This window comes from Paenibacillus sp. FSL L8-0340 (assembly GCF_038593145.1).
Lineage (GTDB): Bacteria > Bacillota > Bacilli > Paenibacillales > Paenibacillaceae > Paenibacillus_AQ.
The window spans coordinates 6,308,328-6,324,411 of record NZ_CP151967.1 but is presented as its reverse complement, the minus strand read 5'-3'; the positions used below and the strand labels follow the sequence as shown (position 1 = coordinate 6,324,411).

The 16,084-nt window shown below is 51.5% G+C and carries 14 protein-coding genes; 12 read left to right on the top strand and 2 right to left on the bottom strand.

The genetic code is table 11. The features are described 5' to 3' along the window. Window positions 1-80 precede the first annotated feature (80 nt). Window positions 81-638 (bottom strand): GbsR/MarR family transcriptional regulator, encoded by a 558-nt coding sequence (locus tag NST07_RS28970; protein ID WP_341096159.1) that lies wholly within the window; start codon window positions 636-638, stop codon window positions 81-83. A 254-nt stretch (window positions 639-892) separates the two neighbouring features. Here NST07_RS28970 and NST07_RS28965 point away from each other — a divergent pair, with 254 nt between their 5' ends. The 10 genes from NST07_RS28965 to NST07_RS28920 all read left to right on the top strand — a co-directional run bounded on the left by NST07_RS28965 (window position 893) and on the right by NST07_RS28920 (window position 12,761). Next, window positions 893-2,092, top strand: a complete 1,200-nt coding sequence (locus tag NST07_RS28965; protein ID WP_341096157.1) for a glycine betaine/L-proline ABC transporter ATP-binding protein — start codon at window positions 893-895, stop codon at window positions 2,090-2,092. Continuing rightward, window positions 2,089-2,919 (top strand): proline/glycine betaine ABC transporter permease, encoded by an 831-nt coding sequence (locus NST07_RS28960; RefSeq protein ID WP_038596241.1) that lies wholly within the window; start codon window positions 2,089-2,091, stop codon window positions 2,917-2,919. The genes NST07_RS28965 and NST07_RS28960 overlap by 4 nt, the downstream gene beginning before the upstream one ends. 21 nt (window positions 2,920-2,940) lie before the next feature. Continuing rightward, window positions 2,941-3,801, top strand: a complete 861-nt coding sequence (locus tag NST07_RS28955; protein ID WP_342480636.1) for a glycine betaine ABC transporter substrate-binding protein — start codon at window positions 2,941-2,943, stop codon at window positions 3,799-3,801. A gap of 205 nt (window positions 3,802-4,006) precedes the next feature. Next, complete coding sequence (locus NST07_RS28950; RefSeq protein ID WP_342480635.1) at window positions 4,007-4,651, top strand: VTT domain-containing protein; 645 nt, start codon at window positions 4,007-4,009, stop codon at window positions 4,649-4,651. Between the two features lie 432 nt (window positions 4,652-5,083). Beyond that, window positions 5,084-5,911 carry a sporulation protein YunB gene (gene yunB, locus NST07_RS28945; protein WP_342481984.1) on the top strand — a complete coding sequence of 276 codons (828 nt, stop codon included), beginning with the start codon at window positions 5,084-5,086 and terminating at the stop codon, window positions 5,909-5,911. 122 nt (window positions 5,912-6,033) lie between these two features. After that, the gene (locus NST07_RS28940; RefSeq protein ID WP_342480634.1) at window positions 6,034-7,521 is read left to right on the top strand and encodes a hypothetical protein; all 1,488 of its coding nucleotides are present in this window, start codon (window positions 6,034-6,036) and stop codon (window positions 7,519-7,521) included. Next, window positions 7,518-8,789 carry a hypothetical protein gene (locus tag NST07_RS28935; RefSeq protein ID WP_342480633.1) on the top strand — a complete coding sequence of 424 codons (1,272 nt, stop codon included), beginning with the start codon at window positions 7,518-7,520 and terminating at the stop codon, window positions 8,787-8,789. Before NST07_RS28940 ends, NST07_RS28935 begins: the two co-directional genes overlap by 4 nt. Further along, a complete protein-coding gene (locus NST07_RS28930; protein WP_341096146.1) occupies window positions 8,782-9,522 on the top strand; it encodes a glycosyltransferase in 741 nt (246 codons plus the stop codon). Before NST07_RS28935 ends, NST07_RS28930 begins: the two co-directional genes overlap by 8 nt. A 663-nt stretch (window positions 9,523-10,185) precedes the next feature. Further along, on the top strand, window positions 10,186-10,854 hold the full coding sequence (locus tag NST07_RS28925) for an alpha/beta fold hydrolase (protein ID WP_341096145.1): 669 nt from the start codon (window positions 10,186-10,188) through the stop codon (window positions 10,852-10,854). 206 nt (window positions 10,855-11,060) lie between these two features. After that, complete coding sequence (locus NST07_RS28920; protein WP_342480632.1) at window positions 11,061-12,761, top strand: alpha amylase N-terminal ig-like domain-containing protein; 1,701 nt, start codon at window positions 11,061-11,063, stop codon at window positions 12,759-12,761. A gap of 39 nt (window positions 12,762-12,800) precedes the next feature. On the opposite strand, the gene NST07_RS28915 is transcribed toward NST07_RS28920, so the two are convergent. Beyond that, window positions 12,801-13,892 carry a M23 family metallopeptidase gene (locus tag NST07_RS28915; protein ID WP_341096142.1) on the bottom strand — a complete coding sequence of 364 codons (1,092 nt, stop codon included), beginning with the start codon at window positions 13,890-13,892 and terminating at the stop codon, window positions 12,801-12,803. Between the two features lie 242 nt (window positions 13,893-14,134). On the opposite strand from NST07_RS28915, the gene lipA reads away from it, so the two are divergent. Together lipA and NST07_RS28905 are read left to right on the top strand one after the other, a co-directional pair. Next, the gene (gene lipA, locus NST07_RS28910; protein WP_341096140.1) at window positions 14,135-15,097 is read left to right on the top strand and encodes a lipoyl synthase; all 963 of its coding nucleotides are present in this window, start codon (window positions 14,135-14,137) and stop codon (window positions 15,095-15,097) included. Between the two features lie 266 nt (window positions 15,098-15,363). Then, window positions 15,364-16,077: a YutD family protein gene (locus NST07_RS28905; protein WP_342480631.1), complete on the top strand. Its 714-nt coding sequence runs from the start codon at window positions 15,364-15,366 to the stop codon at window positions 16,075-16,077. Window positions 16,078-16,084 lie beyond the last annotated feature (7 nt).

Below are 16,084 nucleotides of genomic sequence, written 5' to 3'. Positions count from 1 at the left end.
AATAATAAACGGCCATGGCCCCTTTGCGGGGCCATGGCCGTATTTATTATGCGGAGCAGCAGGGAGCTCACGCTCCGTGTTTACTTTTCTTTGGGAATGAAGTCGAATATCTTGCCGGTTTCCAGGGCTTCAATCAGCTTCAGCAGCCAGCGGTAGTACTTAATGGCTTCTTCAATCTTTGCTTCATCTGTATTCAGGAGCTTCTCAATATCCGGATTGTCAGCATATTCGGTTTTTATTTGTTTGATTTCAGCAAGCGATTTAGCCAGTGCGGACATATTTCCCTCTACGGCTTTTCTCCATTTAATTGAAAAATAATCACTGAAATTCTGATGCCAGTCGGGAACGACCTCGAACAGATCCTTTCGGGTTCCTTTTCCCCACACCTTGTCGATCATCTTCAGGTCAAGTAAGGTGCGCACTCCTGTACTCATGGATGTTTTGCTCATTCCCATTGTACGGCTTAGCTCGTCCAGCGTTACGGGGCCTTGATTAAAGTACATGTAACCGTATAAATGCCCAATGGATAGGGTGATCCCGTACAAATCCATATTTTTGCCAATGGAATCAATGACCCGCTCGCGGACCTTGCTGATTTTCTCTATTTGCTCGGGCGGAAGCCCTTCTAAATCGTTCATGATGTCCCTCCTGAGGATTAGGCTAATAAACTGCAAACCTCTCCAATGTATTGTAATCAAATCTGCTGCAATAAGTAAAGAATTCATGCAGAACGGAATATGGCGTAAAACAGAGTATTCTATACGTAAAGTATGTAAAGTTAAAACTGTACACTAATTTTTTAGCGAATATGCACTTTGCGTCGCTTTTCACAACTCCGTTACACTTGTTGAGAAGCACAAACGTGAAATATAAGGGGAAGAAGGAGGTCACCATGGCAATTATAGAGGTAAAAGAACTTACCAAAGTATTCGGTCATGATGCGGGACGGGCACTTCCATTACTAGCACAAGGTTGGTCTAAAGAGAAGATTGCCCGTGAGGCCAAGCTGACGGTTGGTGTCAACAAGGCTGAATTCAGCATCAAAGAAGGAGAAATATTTGTCATCATGGGTTTGTCAGGCAGTGGCAAATCCACGCTAGTCCGTTTATTGAACCGTCTGATTGAGCCCACAGGGGGCCAGGTCTTTTTTAAAGGCAATGATGTGGTCAAAATGAATCCTGAAGAGCTGCGCCGGTTCCGGCGTAAAAATATCGGCATGGTCTTCCAGAAGTTTGCATTGTTTCCGCATCGCACGGTGCTGGCTAATGCCGAATATGGTCTTGAAGTACAGGGTGTGGAGAAAAAAGAGAGAACCCGGCTTGCCATGGAGGCACTGGAGCTTGTAGGACTTAAAGGCTGGGAGGACCACCGCCCTGATCAATTGAGCGGAGGCATGCAGCAGCGTGTGGGTCTTGCACGCGGTCTTGCCAATGACCCGGATATCCTGCTGATGGATGAAGCCTTCAGTGCGCTTGATCCGCTGATCCGCAAGGATATGCAGCAGGAGCTGCTGGAGCTGCAGGCAAGAGTGAAGAAGACGATCGTATTCATTACGCATGACCTGGATGAGGCCCTGCGGATCGGTGACCGGATTGCTTTGATGAAGGATGGTGTGATCGTCCAGATCGGCACTCCGGAAGAGATCCTTATTCAGCCTGCAAACAAATATGTGGAGCGGTTTGTGGAGGATGTAGACTTGTCAAAAGTCCTGACAGCTGCGCATGTGATGCGCCAGCCGGAAATGATCCGGCCGGAGCGCGGTCCGCGTGTTGCGCTTCAGCTGATGCGGGACAGCGGCGTATCCAGCCTCTATGTGGCGAGCAATGAAATGAAGCTGCAAGGTGTACTTACGGCAGAGAAAGCGCTGGAGGCACTCAAGGAGAATAAAAGCATTCTTGAAGTGATGGTCCGTGAAATTCCCCGTGTACGTCCGGACACGCTGCTGAACGACCTGTTCGAGCTGATGTCTGAGACACATCTGCCGGTTGCGGTAGTGGATGAAGAGGATAAGCTAAAGGGCATTGTGATTAAAGGGGCAGTACTTTCCGCCCTTGCAGGCAATGCGGTACCGGAAGGAGGCATCGGTTCATGAATTTACCTAAATTACCTATAGGCAAGGGGATTGAATGGCTGGAGGACTGGCTGACTACGTATTTCGGGCCGTTCTTTGATCTCATTCATGCGGTTATTGGAGGCATGGTGGACGGAATCGATGCGGCTTTAACCTTCCTTCCGGCTATCGTCCTCACGGTGATTATCGCCGCCTTGGCTTACTGGATCGGCAAATGGCGGATGGCTTTATTCGCAGTGATCGGGCTGCTGCTGATCGACAATCTGGGTCTATGGGATCCTTCTATGCAGTCCCTGGCCCTTGTGCTTACTGCATCACTGCTTGCTGTGCTGATTGGTGTTCCGGTTGGCGTGTTTTGCGCGCAAAGTAAGACTGTTCAAAATATTGTGACTCCGATACTGGACTTCATGCAGACGATGCCTGCATTTGTGTATCTGCTGCCGGCGGTATCCTTTTTCTCGCTTGGCGTAGTTCCCGGAGTCATTGCTTCTATTATATTTGCTATTCCACCTACGATTCGTCTGACGAACCTGGGGATACGCCAGGTGTCGCCGGAACTCGTAGAGGCTGCGGATGCGTTCGGTTCGACGGCGGGCCAGAAGCTGTTTAAGCTGCAGCTACCGATTGCTATGCCTACGATTATGGCCGGCATTAATCAGACGATTATGCTGTCGCTGTCGATGGTCGTCATTTCGTCGATGATCGGCGCACAAGGGGTAGGGGCCTATGTATACCGGGCGGTATCACAGGCTAAGACTGGCGCAGGCTTCGAAGCAGGGATTGCCATTGTAATTATAGCGATCCTGCTTGACCGTTTGACGCAGAAGCTGGTTAAACCTAAACAATAATGACGGGAGTGTTTTATTTAGATGAAGAAAAAAGGATTCGGATTGCTGTTGACGGCGTTGCTGGTATTTGCAATTGCCGGCTGTTCATCAAGTGAAGGAAAATCTGTGAAGCTGGCATATGTGGCCTGGGATTCGGAAATTGCCAGCACGTATGTAGTCAAAGAGGTTCTGGAGTCCAAGCTGGATGCGAAGGTGGAAATGCTTCAGGTTGATGCTGGACCGATGTGGGCCGGGGTTGCGGATGGAAGTGCAGATGGAATGGTAGCTGCCTGGCTGCCGAGCACCCATGCTTCCTACCTGGAGCAGTATGGAAAAGATATAGAGGATCTCGGGGCCAACCTGGAAGGAACCAAGACAGGTCTGGTTGTTCCCACTTATATGGACATCAACTCCATTGAGGATTTGAACAATCCGGAAATGGCAGCAGCGCTGAACAACCGGGTTATCGGGATTGAACCCGGAGCAGGAATTATGATGGCCACCGAAAAGGCGCTCACTGACTATAAACTGAGTGATTATAAGCTGCTGGAAAGCTCGTCGGCCGCTATGGTTCAAGAACTGGAGAAGGCATATACCAATAATGAGCCGATTGTAGTAACGGGCTGGACGCCGCACTGGATGTTCGCCAATATGGATCTGAAGTATCTGGAAGATCCCAAAAACGTATATGGCGGAGCAGAGCAGATTCACACTATGGTACGAAAAGGATTGAAGGAAGATATGCCGGAGGTGTACAACTTCCTCGATAAGTTCACTTGGACACCTGAGGAAATGGCCCAGGTTATGGTGGAGATTCAAGCCGGGAAATCGCCTGAGGATGCTGCCAAGAGCTGGGTAGAAGCGAATGAGGATAAAGTGAATACTTGGATTGCTGCAGAATAATAATAACTGTGCCGGTACTGCAGAGTCATTTTGCAGCGGGTTAAGATGTGTGCTATGATTAGGCCAACATAAGGCTACAATTTTGTAACCTGTAGCCGGACATTGTTCCCGCCATAACACATTCTTTAGCAGGATCATCAACAAACACCCCGTAAGGGGTGTTTTTCTTGAAGAATTAGTGATTTATAAGGACTCAGCGGAGCTGATGCTGAAAGGAGTCACGAAAGGGGACGGCTCCATGACGGAGGTCATAAACGGCTGGATTGATTGGCTGCTGCAAAGTCTTGGGCTGAACGGGCCGTATATTCTGTTAGCGACGATTCCGCTTACGATTCTGCAGAGTTTGTTCGGATTTTTTCCGCTGGCGATATTGATTGTTCTGCATGTCTCCGAGTTTCATGTGATCGGCGGCATGCTGGTCAGCTGGCTGGCTTGTAATTTAGGCGCTATACTCGTGTATTTTCTCTTCCGGCGGTACCTCTATGGCTGGTTCGACGAGAAATGGAGATCCAAGCTGAAGCGCTATGACAAGTGGCAGCGTTATTTGGACCGCTACGGCATCTGGACGCTGGTGCTGCTTCGCACCATTCCGATTGTTCCCAGCAACGTAATCAATTTCATGGCGGCGGTCTCGCCGATCAAAGCCTCGTCTTATATTTGGGGTACGGTGCTCGGCAATCTGTCCTTCATCTGGCTGTTCGGAACGATCGGCTCTTCACTGGTTGTCCCCAGAGAGGAATGGAACGGATTTCTTGCCTGGTATGCGGTTTTTATTATTATTTTGCTGGGTATCTTTATCCGGCGGCATTGGGGCCATCTGCAGGAGGATAAGCGGAGCCGGATGCAGTGATAGCTTTAGGAATTATGGACATGAACGTTTCTCGCGGTACTTCGCACCGTGAGAGGCGTTCTTCTTTTTTGTCCTCTTCCCGAATAGCCTATAGTAAGGGGCGGCGGCTTGACCGCAGGAATGCAGGGGGGACTTAGACTCATGGGCAGAATAAAAAAATGGGGAAGCCGCAGGGCAGTTATGCCAAGCCTGCGCCTGCGGGTGCGGCTGCCGAAATTCAGCTTGGGCAGCATGCCAAGACCGGCCGGGCGAAGCCCCGCGTTTAAGGCGAAACCGGCCAAGCCGGGAATCAGAGCCGCTGGACAAGGAGCGCGGTTCTCGCCAAAAAGACGGGGGAGCAGGTTCGGCTTCTCCGGCGGAGGAGAGCGGAAGAAGGCGGTTTCCGTTTCCGTCCAGAAGCCGCAAAAGCCGCGCAGACGGGGCCGCTTCTGGATCATCCTAAGCCTGCTGCTGATATTGGCGGTGCTTCAAGGGCTGCGTTATGTCGAGCAGCATTTAAAGCCGCCGATTATTCATCTGGCGCAAATCCGGGTGAAGCAAATTGCCACGGAGTCGATCAACAAGGCGATTACCTCACAGGTGGCCGATGCAGGAGATGCCGAAGCGCTGATTGACTGGAAGACGGATAAGGAAGGCAAAATATCGGGCTTTATGCTCAATTATAGAGAGCATATGCGGATTACCTCGCAGGCTGCGGAGGTCATTCAGTCCACGCTGCAGGAGCTGCATAATCAGACGGAGCATATCCCGCTCGGCCAGGCGCTGGGCAGTCCGCTCATCGCTTCCTTCGGGCCGGATGTGCCGATCAAGATCGAACCGCAGGGTGCAGTTAAAGTAGAGCTGAACACCCGCCAAAAAAATGCCGGAATTAATATGATTCTGGTTGAGGTCTTCATTCATGTTGTCACTGAGGTTGCGGTCGTCATTCCGTTCGACATGGAGCCGCAGGTGGTGGATACGGAAATTCCCGTATCTTATCTGATGGTTGTCGGCGATGTTCCGATGTACTATTACGACAATCAAGGCCAGCCAGTCGGTGAGAATGGAAATAACGCACCGGGCATTGCCATTCCGGCTCCGCAGGCAAGCGGGGAGAAGAGCGGAGCTGGCGAGGGCGAGGGCGGTTCAGATACTGATGAAAGCGGCGAGAGCAAAGATCCGCAAAGCGGCAGCACGAATGATCCGCCCGCGGGCAGCAATACTTCCGGCAATGCCGGAAACGCAGGCAATGGCGGAGCGGAGACGGAAGGCGGCGAATAGCTTAGGCAAATTGGATTTAATTTGGGAGAATCCGGAAAAATCAGCCAATGGAACAGGGATATCACCGCGTAGCGTTCATACACTATAGTTAGCAAAGTTTTAACTAATGGAGTGTGAGCCTGATGCCGTATGATTCTATGGATTCTGTCCGCTTGGAGCGTCTGGCCGGAAGATACAGCTATCTGGAGCGTGAAGGATTACTGCCGCTTCCGGTAATAGACGGAATAACAATTGTGGTTGAACTGCGCTGTGCCGCATGGGCGGAAGAATGCTTGCGGCTGCTGCTGCTGCATTCCGGCCCTGGCGTCCGTGTGATTGGCGTTCCGCTGGAAGAGGATTTTGCTTTGCTGCCCCTCTCGGAGCAGTTCTCTGGAGAACATGCCGTGTCTTTTCTCCCCTACAGGAATGGGGAATATAGGGTGAATGAGGCCTTGGCATATGCCGAGACCTCATTTGTCGTATTGCTTCAGGATTCCGTCATGGTTACTGCAGGCTGGCTCGCAGATCTGCTCTGGCCGGCCATTGATGATCCGGTTGTCGGGGTAGTTGCCCCGCGTTCCTCTACGGAAGAAGCGGAAGGCAGGGAATTGCAGCTGTTTGACGATTTTTCTAAACTGTCCGCATACGTAAACCATACCCGGCTTCGGCGGCAAGGCGAATGGCGTAGTGTGGATGTGCTGAGCGGTGCCTGCCTGCTCTTCACCCGGAAGCTGCTGCTCAGGGTGGGCGGTTTCGATGCATCGCTCCGCCAGCGGCGCCTAATGGTGGCCGATTGGTGCCTGCGGGCCCGGCAGCTGGGGAGAAGGCTCGCGCTCAGTGATGCTCTGTATGTTCACACGCTTCATCCGCTTGAAGACGGAAGTTATTATTTGAATGGCATAGACCAAGGGGCTGAGGAGGAAGGCAGGCGGGCGTACTGCGCCAAATGGAATCTGCCCGGCGTCTCTGGGAGTGGAGGAAGTCTCCAGGTACCTGCGGAGCTTTCCGTCTATCCGCAGCAGCCCGCCATACCGCTCGGCAATTCTTCCGTGATCGTTCCACTGGTGACAGCGGTTGTTTATTTTGAAGAGAAGTGGAACACGGAAACATCGCTTAAGCGATGTCAGTTGCTGCAAGAACAACAGAGTTATGACAATATCCGCTGGGTATGGATCAGAGACAGTGCAAACGATGTTGCTTCCGAATTTCCGGTCCAGGAGAGGGACGCAGTGATTACGGTACAGGGAGAAAAACCTTGGCTGCATGCGCTGGAGAATGTCTCCGCACTCTACGAAAGCGAAGCAGTAGTGTATTTGTCCGCTTCTGCAGAATATGACCACCGTTATGTGGAGAGAATTGTGCAGGCTGTGCGGCAGGGTTCAACCGATATTGTGGTGAGCCAGGAAGATGAGCTGCAGGGGCCATTGACCGGAGGTCTTCCGCTGTTTCTTCCGCTTGAGCATTCCGCCCACCGGGGCGGAATTATGCCTGGCCGAATTGGGCGGCGGGAGGAGCCGACACGCCGCATCCTGCAGCTCGTTCCCGCAGAAAAGCTGACTATAGGGTATACTGCCGGGCTTCGCGGCGGAGAAACATCGCCATCCCCGAGTAACGGAGGGGGACGGCTATGAACTATCTTATCCTCAGTTCTGTTCCCTGGGAGGCTTATAAATATAAGAGGCTGCTCGACCTCCTTCCAGACCGCGGGGAAGTTTTGTTTGCGGGGGGAATGACACCGGGCCAGCAGGAGGAATATGACATCCAATCCTTGAGCCTGGCGGAGATTTACAAGCTGAATGCCAAGGAATACACGGTGCTCGTCTCCTCCCCGTATTGGCTGCCGGATGTAATGACACTGGAGCCAGCCTATACCGTGGCACTGCTGGAAGCTTGTCCCGAAGGCGAAGACAGCGGACTGTGGGACAAATACAGCGCGCTGCTTGCTGCCAGAGCCGATCTGGTGGCCACCGCTTCAGAACGGCTATATCTGGAGCAGAATCTGCGCAGAGACGGGGTCGTCTATCTCAGCGGGGACAGTCCCTTATCGTATGGAATCATCCGCCGGGGAGACGGGCTGTTCTTTCTCTCCGGCTATGAAGCGATATGGACGAGAGCGCTGGGAGAACTGTGGCAGCCATCCGCAGGATCGCCTGTGTCTTGGCTTGATATCCAGCGGCGGCATCGTGCGGATTTCTATCTGTCCATGTGCGAGAAGCTGCCCGATCAGCCGACCGTGCATTATCTGGCAGCCTCCTATTTATATTTGCTTGGGGACGAGGCGGCCTCCCGGTATTTGACGCAATCCTTCGAGCTGATGCTGCTGCATGATTATACGGACTGTCTGCATTCCCATTACCGGTTTTTCTCGGCTATTGAAGCCAAGCAGGGCCATCTGGAGCTTGCTGCCGCGCAGTATGCCATTACAGCCTTTACAGACGAAGAAAGGGCGAGGGCAGCGGAGATGCAGAACTGGCTGGACCATGGCCAAAAAGAGCTGCTTCAGGCGGAAATCTGCCGTGTGAACGAGGATTCGGCGGCGGCGATCATAATTTTGTCCGGTTCATCCTATACGGAGGCGAAACTGATGCTGCTGCTGAACTACATTGAAACCTATCAATGGGAAAAAGCACTGCAGCTCCAGCGTGAAATGGAAGCCGGCAGCGATGCGGGGGTAGGTAATGCTGCGGGAACGTCACCTCCAGCAAAAGGCGCGGCGGCGGCAAGCCAGCAGCTGCCGGTGATCGAAGGTACGCTGCATCTGCTGCATGGCAGGCGGCATGCCGCCATCCGCAGCTTTCTGCGGGCGGCCGGAGCAGACCATCAAGCCCGGCCACTGTTTGCCGAAATGGCCGATCTGGAAGAGGCAGTCGGACGACTGAGGGGGAGAGTAGATGAGTAACCGTGAACCTCTGCGCAAATCCTCCGGCAACCGGCTGACCGCGATGATGCAGGTGCGCAATGAGAGCGGGCGACATCTGGAGCGGGTGCTTGAGGAACTGAGCGATTTTGTAGACGATATCGTCATTGTCGATGACGGAAGTACGGATGGTACGGCGCGGCTGTGCAATTCTTTCGCCAAGGTGTCAAAGCTGGTGACGCTGGAAAGCTCGCTGTTCAGCCGGGAATGGGTGCTCCGGCAGACGCTCTGGGATCTGGCGGTGTCCACCGGACCAGACTGGCTATTATCTGTCGATGCCGATGAATTCTACGAGGAAGAGGCGAAGCGGGAGATGCGGCGCCTTATTGATCAGGATGTTTACGACTGGGTAGCCTTCCGCCTGTATGATTTTTGGGGCGGAACTACCCATTACCGTGAGGATGAACATTGGAATATTCACATGAAGCATACCCGCACGCTGGTCCGCTATCTGCCGCATTTTCATTATTTTTCGCCCCGGATGGATCATCATGTTCCCCGGCTCCCGCTTTCCTACGCCATCCTGCCGGGTTTTCTAGCCGAACTGCGTGTGAAGCATTACGGCTGGGCTGTGCCGCCGGAAGAGCTCCGGCAGAAATACGAGCGTTATCTGGAGCTTGATCCTGAGGGGAAATGGGGGAGTCTGGAGCAATACCGTTCCATTCTGGATGAGAATCCCCGTGTAATAGAGTGGAAAGAAAAGCGCGGCACGTAAACAGCCGTAGTAAGGGGAAGATCATTAAGTGAGACGGGGTCCCGGCCGAAAATAAGCGTGCGCAAATTATCCGGATTGGACTGAAACGAACTAAAGTTAGGCAAAGTTATTCATCCTTTCTTCATAGAATAGGAACAGCAGGCTTACCCGTAAAAAGACCCAAACCGTCGTCTGGGTCTTAAACATTTTTGCTTCCATCCTAGCTAGAACACAGCCTGTACGGATAAAATATGGTGGATTGAAGAGGATGACTGGGTTAACATAGCAAAATACGCAGATTCCCAAACAAGCCGGTTAAAACGGCATAATAGGAGAATATTATTAATGACATAATGATGAAGTGAACCTTAACGATTGGACGTTAAGGTTTATTTTTCTTAAAATGGTTAAAATAAGGCAGATACATATAAACCTATATAGATTGAACTTGAGAATTACATGTAGGGAAAAGTGGTGGAGGGGAATTTTGGAACTGTAGGAGCGACAGCGTCCGCCTTTAGGTTTGGATTTCTACCGCGATTCGCGGTTAAATTCAGGAAATCGAAACCTAACAGCGGCCGAAAGTCCAAACATTCTCTGGAGTCACGGCCAATCCCAAAATAGAAGAATTATAAGTTCAATCTATATAGCTTTAAAAAAATCTAAACGAAAAGAGGGATGGTTATGGATAGCTGTTTGTTTATTCATGGCTTCACCGGGGGAGAACACGAAATCTCTCCGTTGTCACGGTTTATGGAGCAGCATAATTACCATTCCAGGACCTTCACGCTTAAAGGGCACGGCGGCAGCAGAAAAGATCTGCTTCACTCGGACAGGCATGATTGGCGGCAAAGTGCCGAAGATGAATTAAAGAGTTTGCTGAACCAGACGGAGAGCGTTCATCTTATTGGTTTTTCTACCGGAGCGTTGATCGCTTCCCATCTTTCGGTACAATACCAAACCCGGATTAAGTCGCTTACGCTGCTGTCGGCGCCTGTGTTTCCGCTGAACGTGCTTGAGATTCTCAGAACGTTGGGCAGCCCAGCCATGCTCAGAAATTATTTCAGCAAATTCGGCTCGACGCCGGCGAAGGCCACCCGGGAGTTTCAACGGCTGGTCCGCGAAAGCTTTGAGGTCTATCCGCGCATCGAGATTCCGACCTTGATCGTGCAGGGCAGAAGAGATCATCTGGTGAAGACCAAAAGCGCCGGTTACCTGCAGCAGACCATTCCTTCCGGCCGCAAACAGGTGCTGATGGTGGAGAACAGCGGTCATATGGTTTGCCATTGCGATGATAGTGAGCGGATCATGAACGAAGTACTCCAGTTTATCGAGCGCTCAGGGGTTTCCTGAATAGTGTGTGGAAATAATATATCAAGCGCGGCTTGCAGAGCCTCTTTCACCGATTAGTGTGAAGCAGGCTCTTTCTTATTTATCAGAGTTGATTTGCATTGACAACGTATATAGTGCATGGTAATTTTTAAAGGGAAACCGGTTTCCCTAACGGTTGAGTTTGTCCGGAAAATTCCGGGAATGATAACAAAAAGGAGACTAAAAAAATGTCAAACCACTGGTTTTTGTACCATACGTCAGAAGATCCTTTTGCCTTTCCCGCTGGACCGGGAGCCCTGAAATTGCGGCTGTTTGTGCCTGCCGGACAGCATTTAAGCTGTACTGTGGTTCACTCCGACCGCTATGATTCCCCGGGCAGTGAACAACCACAGTCTATGGAGAAAATCGGTTCAGCCGGTGCCTATGAGATTCATGAGGCGGTAATCCGGACGGAAACCGGCAAATGCAGATATTTGTTCTATGTAAAAAATCTTGCGGGTGATTATACATGGTACGGAGAACGGGGAGAGTCCCAAAACCGCGAACGTGCCGGGTCTTTTCAATACGCTTATCTACATGCCGACCAGGCGCTGGAGCTGCCTTCATGGACGAGCGGAGCCATTGTTTATCAGATATATCCCAGCAGCTATAACCGTGGAACACTGCAGGGAATTACAGAAAAAATACCCTATCTGCAGGAACTCGGCGTGACCGCCGTCTACATGACACCTATCTTTGAATCTCCTTCAGAGCATAAATATAATACATCGGACTATTACAAGATTGATCCTGATTTTGGTACAGCAGAGGATCTTAAGGAGCTCGTCGCTGAGGCACACCGTCACGGGATCAAGGTGCTGCTTGATGCTGTGTTTAACCATTCCGGCGATACTTTTTTTGCTTTCAGAGATGTGCTTGAACATGGGGAGAATTCGCGGTATAAGGATTGGTTCTTTATCCATTCCTATCCGGTTGAGCAGTCTCCGGTTCCAACCTATGAGACCTTTGCAAAGGCCGAAGCCCAGATGCCCAAGCTGAATATGAATCATCCTGAAGTTGCTGATTATATGCTCGGTGTGGCCAAGCATTGGATTCGTGAAGCGGGAATTGACGGCTGGCGTCTGGATGTGGCCAATGAGGTCCATCCGCTGTTCTGGTCCCGGTTCCGCCGCGAACTGAAGGATGAATTTCCCGAACTGCTGCTGATTGGGGAAATCATGCATGCGTCCGGTCCGTGGTTAAGGGGTGACCAGTTTGATGGCGGGATGAATTATGTGCTGCGTGATGCGGTGCTGGAATTTTTTGCGGAACAATCCACGGGCCCGCAGCGGTTCATGGAGCAGCTGCTCCATATCGAAGCACTCTGCAATGATCAGGCTAACTCGGCAATGTTCCAGCTGCTTGGCAGCCATGATACCCAGCGGTTTCTGACAGCCTGCAAGGAAGGCGGCCGCGGCTGGAACCGGGCGGGTACGGCCCTCCAGCGGATGAAGCAGGCTATATTTTTTCAGATGACCTATATTGGCCTGCCAATGATATATTACGGAGATGAAGTCGGAATGGAAGGGGCCACCGATCCGCATTGCAGAAGACCGATGCTTTGGCACAGGCAGGAGCAGAATGAGGAACTTCGCAATTGGTACAAGGAGCTGATTGCCCTGCGGAAAGCACATAACGTCCTGCAAAAAGGCGCATTCCGTCCCTGGTTCACTGATGAGGCGCGTAATGTTCTCGGCTTTGTGCGGCAGGGTGATCAGGACCCAATAGGGCTGATTCTCAACAACTCCCCGAATCATTATCAGCTTGAGCTGAGCAGTTTCCGCCCTGACCCAAATGAACTGACCGACTTGTTGAGTGGAAGGACCATCCGGAATGCCAAACAGATTCTTGTGGAGATTGAACCGTTCGGCTGCCTGATGTTGAACTAGCCGAACGGTGCGGATGAAATTGCAAGGCCGGGCTCAGGTTCATGATTTGTTTTTCTTATTTTTCCTAAGTGTCCGGTACTCCTGATTCTCCCATTGCTTGAGCAAAGGATAAGGATCGAAGGCCCACTCTGTAATTCCCCGGTCGCGGTAGATGCCGTAATGCAGATGGGGAGGGAATTTGCCCTGAGTTCCGGGTTTGCCGTACCCCGAGCTGCCGACCCAGCCAAGAGTTTGCCCGGGTGTGACGATATCTCCGCGGGAGATGGATTTCTCATACCCGGCCAAATGGGCGTAATAATGATACCGGTTCTCGATATCGCGAATGCCTATTCTCCAGCCGCCAAAGCGGTTCCATCCCTTCGTCTCCACTACTCCAAAGCAGGTGCTGCGCACAGTCATTCCATGCGGGGTGAACAGATCCGTTCCCTCATGAATGCGCGCACCTCCCCAGCTTCTGCCGGTGCCCCATGTACTGCGGTAGGCATACAACGTTCCGACGGGCAGCGGAAAAGCGCTGCCTGACAGGTCGAGCCGTCCGAAATGCTCATACAGCTTAGAGAATTGCGCCACCCGCTGGGCCGCGCGGCCATTATGATAATACTCCCAAACTCCAATATTGAAGTCATTCACAGAGTTTCCATAATTCAGAAGGTGACGTGCCATGCTGTAGAGCACGTCGGCATCATTTGTGGGATCGGCGAGATCGTCCCCGGACCCGTCCTGCCCGAAACCGCCGAAGAAGCTGATGGAATCAGGCGATTTATCGGCCTGATCCGGATTCAGCGGACCGGACCATACCGGTGCAGGAATGGTGATGCTGGTAAGACGGGAAGAAGCGGACACTTCCGTGCTTCCCTTCTTCTTAGCAATCGTCCGCTCATACTGGTCAATCGCAGCGAATCTGAACCAGGGAATGCCGGTAGCAGCACTCATTTGCTCATAAAGCTCCTTGCGTGCAGTCTCAACATTCACCTTGCTGCCGGCAGGAACGCCGCTGGATTTGACGGGCGGGGGGTTATGCCCCCGGGTGGCAGCCGCAACAGCCGCTTCCCCGCCGCCCGACAGCAATAGGGCAGCCGACAAACAGGATACGGTGATCACTTTTCTATAATTTCTGAATGGGGCCAGCATGATAATAACCTCCTAAGTTCCGCCGTGGAATTGTATAATACATCGGACAGGTATTGACAGATGCACTTATTTTCTTTTAATTTGAAGCAAAAGGGATGTTTTTATCCGTACTTGTCTAAAGCTGCCAAGTTTGAACAAAATACCCTGCAGCTAGAGCAGCCGTCTGTCTGAAGTACAGAGCAATCAAGCTTGCAAGCTGTATTTCACAAAAACAGGCAAATGCCAATGGCACATGCTATAATATGAGGCAGCAACTTTTTAACAATGGAACTTATATTCAGGCGAAAGCGGGGTTCACCACTTTGACTAATAGAACAGCCAAACAACCCAAGCCGGAATGGATTAAAATCAAGTTAACGACCGGTGATAATTATCAGGATATTAAAGGCATGATGCGATCCAAAACTTTACATACCGTATGTGAAGAAGCACGTTGTCCCAATATTTATGAATGCTGGGCGAACCGTACGGCTACATTTATGATCCTGGGAGACATTTGTACACGGGCCTGCCGTTTCTGTGCCGTGAATACAGGTCTGCCCACGGAGCTTGACCTGCTGGAGCCGGAGCGTGTTGCTGAAGCTGCAGAAGGCATGAAGCTTAACCATTGTGTGGTGACAAGCGTGGCCCGCGATGACTTGAAGGATGGCGGTGCGGCGATTTTTGCCGAGACTGTTGCTGCTATTCGAAGACGTCTTCCGCTATGCAGTGTGGAAGTACTGATCCCGGATTTTCTCGGAGACCGGGACAGCCTGGAAATTGTAATGAACAGCCGCCCGGACATCCTGAACCATAATATAGAGACGGTAGAGCGGATGTCGGACCGTGTGCGGGCCAGAGCCAAATACCGCCGCTCTCTGGAGCTGCTGAGCCGGGCGAAGGAGATCAAACCAGATATTCCTACCAAATCCAGCATCATGCTAGGCGTAGGAGAAGAATGGGACGAAATACTTCAGGCGATGGATGATCTGCGGGCGGCAGATTGTGATATATTGACATTAGGGCAATACCTGCAGCCTTCCCCTAAGCATTTAAATGTGGAGAAATATTATCCGCCGGAGCAATTTGCTTTGCTCAAGGAAGAAGGACTGAACCGGGGCTTCAGTCATGTAGAAGCGGGCCCGCTCGTCCGCAGCTCTTATCGTGCGCATGAGCAGGTCAAGTCCGCTGCGAAAGCCCGTGAGGAGCGTTCAGTTTCACAGTAATAATTAAAATTTAGGGAAATAAAATTGCCTTCGTGACGGAGTCATAGGGTTTGTCTTTAGTCTTTAGTCTTTAGTCTTTAAGGTTTAGGTTTAAGGTTTTAGAGGGAAAAGGGCCGATTGTGAGCCGTAGGTGATCAGAGGCCCTTGGGTTAATGTTGTAGGTCCACCCCATCACGCGTTGATGGAGCCGTGGAGCTGAATTTCGAAATTGGAGGAGCGCCAGCGTTCGCCTTTGTTGTCCGATTTCAACCGCATGGCGGTTTAAAATGAAGAAATCGGACAACAACAGCGGCCGGAAATTCGAAATTCCGCGGAACGGCGGCTTATCAACGCCCCCGCTCCCATTATGCAAAAGAAAGGCAGGCGACACACGCTTGATCGTTATAGGTGGAAAAGGCTACGAGCTCATGTTGGATCATAAGGACGGCTGGAATCCGGAGGCGTTTCGCGGGAGATACAGCGAGGTGCTGGACCGTTACGATTATATTATCGGTGACTGGGGATACAGCCAATTACGTCTGAAAGGCTTTTACCGGGACAACCATCCGAAGGTGAACCGGGATACAGCTATTTCTGGCATGGTGGATTACATTAATGAATACTGCAATTTCGGCTGTGCCTATTTTGTTCTGCACAAATTGAAAGAGCAGCCGAAGGAAGGTACATTCAAGGATATCTTGATTAAAGAAATACCGGAGCCGGTGCTGGAGGAAGACCTTGAACAAGAGCCTGCCGAACCGGATGCTGTAATTAAAGAGCAGCGGGAATCGAAATCTTCCTACCCTAACCCGGCCCGCGACAAGGGTACTGGCGGAAACGGCAGGGATCATTCGTCTAAGGATAGACCTGTGCGGGAACATCAAAGCCGGAACCACCGGAATAAAGACAAAAAAGGCAATAAAGATTTTCAGGGCAGACAGCAGCAGAACCAGCAAAGCCCGCAGAACCCGCAGAACCCGCCCCAGAATTCTTCCAACTAAGCAAAGG

Bases quoted from the DNA above. Each gene is read 5' to 3' on its own strand.
- NST07_RS28905 (WP_342480631.1), top strand. From the start codon at position 15,364: ATGAAGAAATCGGACAACAACAGCGGCCGGAAATTCGAAATTCCGCGG.
- NST07_RS28955 (WP_342480636.1), top strand. From the start codon at position 2,941: ATGAAGAAAAAAGGATTCGGATTGCTGTTGACGGCGTTGCTGGTATTT.
- lipA (WP_341096140.1), top strand. From the start codon at position 14,135: ATGAGGCAGCAACTTTTTAACAATGGAACTTATATTCAGGCGAAAGCG.
- NST07_RS28930 (WP_341096146.1), top strand. From the start codon at position 8,782: ATGAGTAACCGTGAACCTCTGCGCAAATCCTCCGGCAACCGGCTGACC.
- NST07_RS28925 (WP_341096145.1), top strand. From the start codon at position 10,186: ATGGATAGCTGTTTGTTTATTCATGGCTTCACCGGGGGAGAACACGAA.
- NST07_RS28915 (WP_341096142.1), bottom strand. From the start codon at position 13,892: ATGCTGGCCCCATTCAGAAATTATAGAAAAGTGATCACCGTATCCTGT.
- NST07_RS28965 (WP_341096157.1), top strand. From the start codon at position 893: ATGGCAATTATAGAGGTAAAAGAACTTACCAAAGTATTCGGTCATGAT.
- NST07_RS28940 (WP_342480634.1), top strand. From the start codon at position 6,034: ATGCCGTATGATTCTATGGATTCTGTCCGCTTGGAGCGTCTGGCCGGA.
- NST07_RS28920 (WP_342480632.1), top strand. From the start codon at position 11,061: ATGTCAAACCACTGGTTTTTGTACCATACGTCAGAAGATCCTTTTGCC.
- NST07_RS28935 (WP_342480633.1), top strand. From the start codon at position 7,518: ATGAACTATCTTATCCTCAGTTCTGTTCCCTGGGAGGCTTATAAATAT.
- NST07_RS28960 (WP_038596241.1), top strand. From the start codon at position 2,089: ATGAATTTACCTAAATTACCTATAGGCAAGGGGATTGAATGGCTGGAG.
- NST07_RS28970 (WP_341096159.1), bottom strand. From the start codon at position 638: ATGAACGATTTAGAAGGGCTTCCGCCCGAGCAAATAGAGAAAATCAGC.
- NST07_RS28950 (WP_342480635.1), top strand. From the start codon at position 4,007: ATGCTGAAAGGAGTCACGAAAGGGGACGGCTCCATGACGGAGGTCATA.